The organism is Novosphingobium sp. (genome assembly GCF_032093395.1).
GTDB lineage: Bacteria > Pseudomonadota > Alphaproteobacteria > Sphingomonadales > Sphingomonadaceae > Novosphingobium.
On record NZ_DAMDBA010000059.1, the window covers coordinates 21,895 to 28,770 of the forward strand.

The 6,876-nt window shown below is 65.2% G+C and carries 6 protein-coding genes; all 6 read left to right on the forward strand.

Annotated elements, in window-relative coordinates:
- Window positions 1-235: 235 nt before the first annotated feature.
- Complete coding sequence (locus RT424_RS17475; protein ID WP_313440829.1) at window positions 236-1,057, forward strand: flagellin; 822 nt, start codon at window positions 236-238, stop codon at window positions 1,055-1,057.
- Window positions 1,058-1,235: 178 nt separating this feature from the next.
- Window positions 1,236-4,043, forward strand: a complete 2,808-nt coding sequence (locus RT424_RS17480) for a DUF3857 domain-containing protein (RefSeq protein ID WP_313440831.1) — start codon at window positions 1,236-1,238, stop codon at window positions 4,041-4,043.
- A gap of 199 nt (window positions 4,044-4,242) precedes the next feature.
- On the forward strand, window positions 4,243-4,605 hold the full coding sequence (rpsF, locus tag RT424_RS17485; RefSeq protein WP_313440832.1) for a 30S ribosomal protein S6: 363 nt from the start codon (window positions 4,243-4,245) through the stop codon (window positions 4,603-4,605).
- A 5-nt stretch (window positions 4,606-4,610) separates the two neighbouring features.
- Window positions 4,611-4,835 carry a 30S ribosomal protein S18 gene (gene rpsR / locus RT424_RS17490; RefSeq protein WP_086490477.1) on the forward strand — a complete coding sequence of 75 codons (225 nt, stop codon included), beginning with the start codon at window positions 4,611-4,613 and terminating at the stop codon, window positions 4,833-4,835.
- A 14-nt stretch (window positions 4,836-4,849) separates the two neighbouring features.
- Window positions 4,850-5,446 carry a 50S ribosomal protein L9 gene (gene rplI / locus RT424_RS17495; protein WP_313440837.1) on the forward strand — a complete coding sequence of 199 codons (597 nt, stop codon included), beginning with the start codon at window positions 4,850-4,852 and terminating at the stop codon, window positions 5,444-5,446.
- Between the two features lie 154 nt (window positions 5,447-5,600).
- The coding region (locus RT424_RS17500) for an AMP nucleosidase (protein ID WP_313440839.1) at window positions 5,601-6,876 on the forward strand (1,276 nt) is incomplete at its 3' end.

The window sequence follows — 6,876 nt, forward strand, 5'->3', positions numbered from 1 at the left end:
TCCCTCACAGTTGAAAATGCGAAGCGCAGCCATGCGGGGGAAAGTTCCGGCGATCAAGCGAAAGCGGACAAAGTCGTGAAAGCCAAAGGACTTGCGGGCCGCTTGCGACATTCTTCCCGGCCGAGGCCTTAACAGATCAGCGTCCCATCCGTTCTCAGCACCGTCCGGAAGAGCCCTTCCGCAGCAGACCAAGATCCTGACAACACAGACTTCTTCCAACTCTGGGGAAAAACCGATGTCCGTCATCAATACCAATATCAGCGCCATCCGCGCCTCGAATGCCTCGAACGCCGCGAACAAACTGCTCGGCACTGCCATGGAGCGCCTGTCGACCGGCAAGCGCATCAACTCCGCCAAGGACGATGCCGCCGGACTTGCCATCTCCACGTCGATGACGGCGCAAGTGCGCGGCATGAGCCAGGGCATCCGCAACGCCAACGACGGCATCTCGCTGGCCCAGACCGCCGACGGCGCGCTGTCGGAAGTGTCGAACATGCTCCAGCGGGTGCGCGAACTGGCGATCCAGTCGTCGTCGGGCACGTATCAGGACAGCGACCGCGATGCCATGCAGCAGGAAGTCACCGCCCTCACCGACCAGATCGACGACATCCTCACGCAGACCACTTTCAACGGCAACAACCTGTTCGCCACCACCGGCAGCGACGTGACGTTCGATATCCAGACCGGCGCGAACTCCGGCGAAACCGTAACCCTGACGTCGAGCGTGATCGACGGCAGCAACCTCAACGCCTCGGCGCTCGACGTCTCGACCAGCAGCGCCGCCTCGGACACGCTCGACTTCATCGACGATGCCCTGGAAGACGTGAACCAGACCCGCGCCTCGCTCGGCGCCGGCCAGAACCGGCTGGAATCGGCGATCAACAACCTGACGAACAACGTCACCAACCTGTCCGACGCCAAGTCGCGGATCGAAGACGCCGATTATTCGGCCGAAACGACCCAGATGGCCAAGGCGCAGATCCTCAGCCAGGCCTCTACGGCCATGCTCGCCCAGGCCAACCAGGCGCAACAGAACGTCCTCAGCCTGCTGCGCTGACGGCTCCGGACCCCGGCCCCGAACCCCGACAGGGTCGCAAGCGAAGAGACGGCGGGCCGCAAGGTCCGCCGTCTCTTGTTGGTCAGCCCTTATCGGCCCGCCGTTTTTAGCCGTCGCTCTTGCGCTTCGTGCACGATTTCGTATGTCCCGAGTTCAGCGTATCTCGGGGGAAATCCGCGTGAAAATCCGTTTCGTCATGATCGCCGCCTTGGCGACAGCACCCGGCCATGCTTTCGCCGGGGAGACCATTCTGTATCAACCGACGCCGTCCTGGGTGAAGCTTGCCGCAGTTCCGGCCTCGGGTGCGGCTTCAGGGGCGGGCGATGCCCCCTCCCTGCTCGTCTACGACACCCAGCAGCGCGTGGAGAACGGCCAGCTCTGGCAATATTCCGACACCGCCGCCAAGATCGCCTCGCCCGAGATGCTGGCGCAGTTCTCGACCATCGGGGCGCAATGGTCACCCGACAAGGGCGACCTGATCGTCCATGAGGTGGCGATCATCCGCAATGGCGAGACTCTCAATCTGCTCGCCAAGGGCATGAAGCTGGATGTCCTGCGCCGCGAGGAACTGCTGGAGCAGCGCCAGCTTACCGGGATGCTCAGCGCCACCGGCGCGATCGAGGGCCTGCGCGTGGGCGACGTGTTCCGCATGCGCTATTCTGTCACCATGCGCGATGCCGTGCTGAACGGGCGGGTGCAGTCGATCTCGGGTCTTCCTGCCCGCCCGCTGCGCCTGGACGCCGGGCATCTCCGCGCGATCTGGCCGGCCTCGGAGAAGGCCAAGTGGCAGTTTCTCGCTTCCGGCATCACCGCCTCGCCGGTGCGCCGGGGTGACACGATGGAACTGGACCTTGCCCTTCCCGTGCCGAAGCAACCCGAAATACCGGGCGATGCCCCGGCACGTTATGCCTCGCCGGGCCTGTTCGAGCTTACGACGTTCGCCGACTGGCCCGACGTATCGCGCACGTTCTTTCCGCTCTATCGCCCCAAGGGGCTGATCGCGGACGGTACGCCGCTCGCAGCGGAAGCGGACCGGATCGCGGCGGCCTCATCCGATCCGCTCGCCCGCACCCAGGCCGCGCTGCAACTCGCGCAGGATCAGGTCCGCTACCTGGCGCTGAACATGAACGCGGGCAATTACACGCCGCAGAGCCCGGAAGAGACCTGGAAGCTGCGTTACGGCGACTGCAAGGCCAAGACCCTGCTGCTGCTGGCCCTGCTCGATCGCCTGGGCATCGAGGCCGAGGCCGTGCTCGCCAGCGCGCGCGGCGGCGGCCATGCCTTGCTCAAGCACCTGCCCAGCGCCGCCGTGTTCGACCATGTGCTGGTGCGCGCCAGACTGGACGGACAAAGCCTCTGGCTGGACGGCACCGGCATCGGCAGCCGCCTGGACGACATCCACGACACGCCGGACCTCGGCTACGTTCTGCCGCTGCGCGCGGATGGCGCCGAGCCCGAACGGATCGTCACCCATGCCAATGCCCGCCCTTCGGTGGACCTCGCGATCACTTATGACGAAAGCACCAGTATAGACCTGCCGCCCGCGCTCGACGCGAAGCTTACCCTGCGCGGTCCGCAGGCGCTGTCGCTGGGCTTGGCCGCCAATGCTCTCGACCCCGAGCAGCGCGACGAACTGGTGCGCCAGCAACTGACCCAGGCCGTGGGCGAAGGCCTGTTCACCGATCTCTCGCTGGAAACCTCCACCGCCACGGCAACCACCGTGTTGAAAGGTCGCGGCATCGTTACAGGCGCCTGGAAGTCGAACGACCGCCAGACCGTCCGGCGGTTCAACGGCCTGCTGTCGCAGTTCAGCTTCGCGCCGGACCGCGCCCGCGCGGAATGGCGGGATATCCCCGTCGCCACCATGTCGCCTTTCGCGATCGCCTATCACGTCACGGTCCGCCTTCCGGACCAGGGCAAGGGCTATACCCTGGAAGGCGCACCGGAAATCGACACCACCCTCGGCGGCACCCGCTTCGTCGGCCGCGCCCGGCTCGACGGCGGCACCTTCGTCTATGACGAGCGGAGCGATAGCACCGGCGCCGAGATCGCGCCGGCGCAAGTCGCTGCCGACCGCGCCGCCACGGCCAGGGCCCAGGCGCAAGTGCCCCGGCTGGTCGCGCCCGACACCGCGACGCGGCGCTGGAACCTTGGCGATGCGCCGAAATCCACCAGCCAGCTGGCCACCGTCAACGCCCTGCTGGAAAAGGCTATGGCCGCGAAGGAGCCCAGCGCCGAAGTCTGGCAGACCCGTGCCAACCTCCGGCGTGGCACAGGCGATTTCAAGGGTGCGCGTGCCGATCTCGACCGCGCGATCGCGCTATCGGCCGATGCATCCTCCTATCTCGACCGGGCACGTCTCAACCGCTCGCTCGGCGATCTGCCGGCCGCCCTGGCCGACGCCCGCAAGGCACAGGAACTGGACCCGTCGCAAAGCGGCTCGGCCATGCTGCTCGCCGCGCTCATGGCACAACAGGGCGATGCCGCCGCCGCACGCGAGCTGCTGGACGAGAAGATCGCCCTCGGCGGGGACGAGCGTCGGGCCTGGGAAATGTCGAAGGTCGAGACGCTGGGGCTCTATGCCGATGCCGCCGAGGCCCTTGGCCTGCTCGACGTCATGATGGAAAAGCGCCCGCAGAGCCCCGACCTCCTCAACCTCGCCTGCTGGATCAAGGGCATGCGCGGAATTGATGTCGACGGAGCGTTGCGCCAGTGCTCCAGCGCGATCGAACTGACCGGCGACCCGTCGGGACCGCTGGACAGTCGCGCGGTCGTCTGGCTGCGCCTCGGTCGCTACGACGATGCCCTTCGCGATCTCGACGCCGTGCTGCGCGACGCACCCACGCAGGCGGAAAGCCGCTATATGCGCGGTGTCGTATTGGCCCATCTCGGCCGTGCCGGAGAAAGCCGCGCCGAAATCGCGGTTGCCCGCACGCTCGATCCGGGCATCGCCGCGCTCTACGAACGTCTGGGTATCAAGCCCTGAAGCCGCTAGGGCAAATCGGGCGCGCGCCGTGACGATCCGGTGCGGATATGCAGCTTTGGCTTGCGTTCCGCGCCAGATCCGCTAAGGGCGCGCCTTCCGTCTCGTGCGACATGCCGGACGGGAGGGACGAAAGCCGGAGGGGCCCCGCAATCCCGCGGACAAGCCAGCGATCGGTTAGATTAGAGAAAAGGAAGCTGCCGTGGCTCTATATGAGCACGTGTTCCTGGCACGCCAGGACCTCAGCCAGGCGCAAGTCGACGCGCTTGCCGCCGCCGCCACCGAGATCGTCGAGACGAACCAGGGCAAGGTCACCAAGACCGAGACCTGGGGCCTCAAGAATCTCGCCTACAAGATCAAGCGCAACCGCAAGGCGCACTTCGTGATGCTGAACATCGAAGCTTCGGGCGACGTCGTCGCCGAGCTCGAGCGCCAGACGCAGATCAACGAAGACGTCATCCGCTACGTGACCATCCGTGTCGACGAGCACGAAGCTGGTCCGTCGGTCATGATGCGCAAGAGCGACCGCGAGCGTACGCGCCGTCGCGAACGTGAAGGGAACTGATTTCCATGGCACGTGCATTCTTCCGTCGCCGCAAGTCCTGCCCGTTCTCGGGCAAGAACGCTCCGGCCATCGACTACAAGGACGTGCGTCTGCTCCAGGGCTTCATGTCCGAGCGTGGCAAGATCGTTCCCAGCCGCATCACCGCGGTTTCCGCAAAGAAGCAGCGTGAGCTGAGCCAGGCGATCAAGCGCGCCCGGCACATCGGCCTCCTGCCCTTCATCGTCAAGTAAGGGGGGCTAGCCTCATGGACATCATCCTCCTCGAACGCGTCGAAAAGCTCGGCGCCATCGGCGAAGTCGTTTCCGTCAAGGACGGTTACGCCCGCAACTACCTTCTTCCCAACAAGAAGGCCCTGCGCGCCAACGAGAAGAACAAGAAGGTCTTCGAAGCCAACCGCGCGAAGATCGAATCCGAAAACGCCGAGCGTCGCTCGGCCGCCGAATCGCACTCGGGCAACGTCGAAGGCAAGCAGGTCGTCCTGATCCGCGCTTCGTCGAACTCGGGCCAGCTTTACGGTTCGGTTTCCGTGCGTGACATCGTCGACGCTCTCAACGAGCAGGGCGCCGAAGTCAGCAAGCAGATGATCGTGCTCGAACGCCCGATCAAGACCATCGGCGTGTTCGACGTTCGCGTGAACCTGCACCCCGAAGTTTCGGTGAACGTCAAGGTGAACGTCGCCCGTTCGCCCGACGAAGCCGACCTGCAGTCGCAGGGCGTCGACGTGATGGCCGCGATGTTCGAACAGGACGTCTCGGGCTTCACCGAAGCCTACGACCCGAACGCCGAACCCGGCGAAATCGCGGTCGAAGACGACGTTGCCGAGACCGAAGAAGAAGCCTGAGCTTCCTTTTCGCGGTAACGCGCCAAGAGATCCAAGGCCCTCGCTCCAAGCCGGAGCGGGGGCCTTTCTCTTTGGTGCCCTTCTCGTCGGCCAGACATGCTGCACCGGCTCCGCCTACTATTGCACTGCAATACGAATCGCGTAAGTGTGGGAGATGGAAACGATAGAAAACATCCTCGCGGAACTGGTCCGCGTCTACGAAACCGCCGTCACCACCCTGAAGGCCGATATTTCCGCCTTTGTCGAAAGCGGCACGCTTCCCCCCGCCGATCGCCGCGAAACGCTGGCATGGTGCTACCCGGAACTGCGCATCACCTATAGCGGTGTCGAGCGCGGCACGTTCTACGGCCGGTCGTTCGGCCGACTGAACGATGTGGGAACCTATGTAACCACCATCACCAAGCCGCGGCTCTTCGCGGATTACCTCGAAGAACAGCTGGCGCTGCTGCACGAGGACTACGAAGTCGAGATCGCGGTCGGCCGCTCGACGCAGGAAATCCCCTTCCCCTACGTCCTCGACGGCGTCGGCATGGGCAGCGTGACGCCGCAGGAACTGGCCGCGCACTTCCCCACCACCGAACTCGCCCTGATCGGCGACGAGATTTCGGACGGCGTGTTTCGACAGTCGTCGGTTGACCCGCTGCCGCTGGCCCTGTTCGACGCGCTTCGCACGGACTTCAGCCTGGCCCGCCTCCAGCACTACACCGGCACCAGCGTCGAGCACTGCCAGCGCTACATCCTCTTCACCAACTACCACCGCTATGTGGACGAGTTCGTGGACTGGGCTGGCCAGCAGATCGGCACGGACGGCTACACCGCGCTTTCGGGCGCCGGCGGCCTCTATCTCGACAGCCCGGTGGACAATGCCCGCGAGCGCCTTTCCGACACGGCATGGCGCCGCCACCAGATGCCGGCCTATCACCTCATCCGACCAGACAAGTCGGGGATCACGCTCGTCAACATCGGCGTTGGCCCATCGAACGCCAAGACCATCACCGACCATCTCGCCGTGATCCGCCCGGAAGTCTGGCTGATGATCGGCCACTGCGGCGGTCTGCGCGAAGGCCAGCGCATCGGCGACTACGTGCTCGCCCATGCCTATCTGCGCGACGACCATGTGCTCGATCCGGTGCTCCCGCCGGAAATCCCGCTGCCCGCGATCGCCGAAGTGCAGCAGGCGTTGGCTTCTGCGGCCGAGGCGGTGAGCGGCGAAGGCGGCGCCAATCTCAAGAAGCGCATGCGCACTGGCACCGTCGTCACCACCGACGACCGCAACTGGGAACTGCGCTACACCGAATCCGCGCACCGCTTCAGCCTGAGCCGCGCCATCGGCATCGACATGGAAAGCGCCACGATCAGCGCCCAGGGCTATCGCTTCCGCGTACCCTACGGCACCCTGCTCTGCGTTTCCGACAAGCCGATCCATGGTG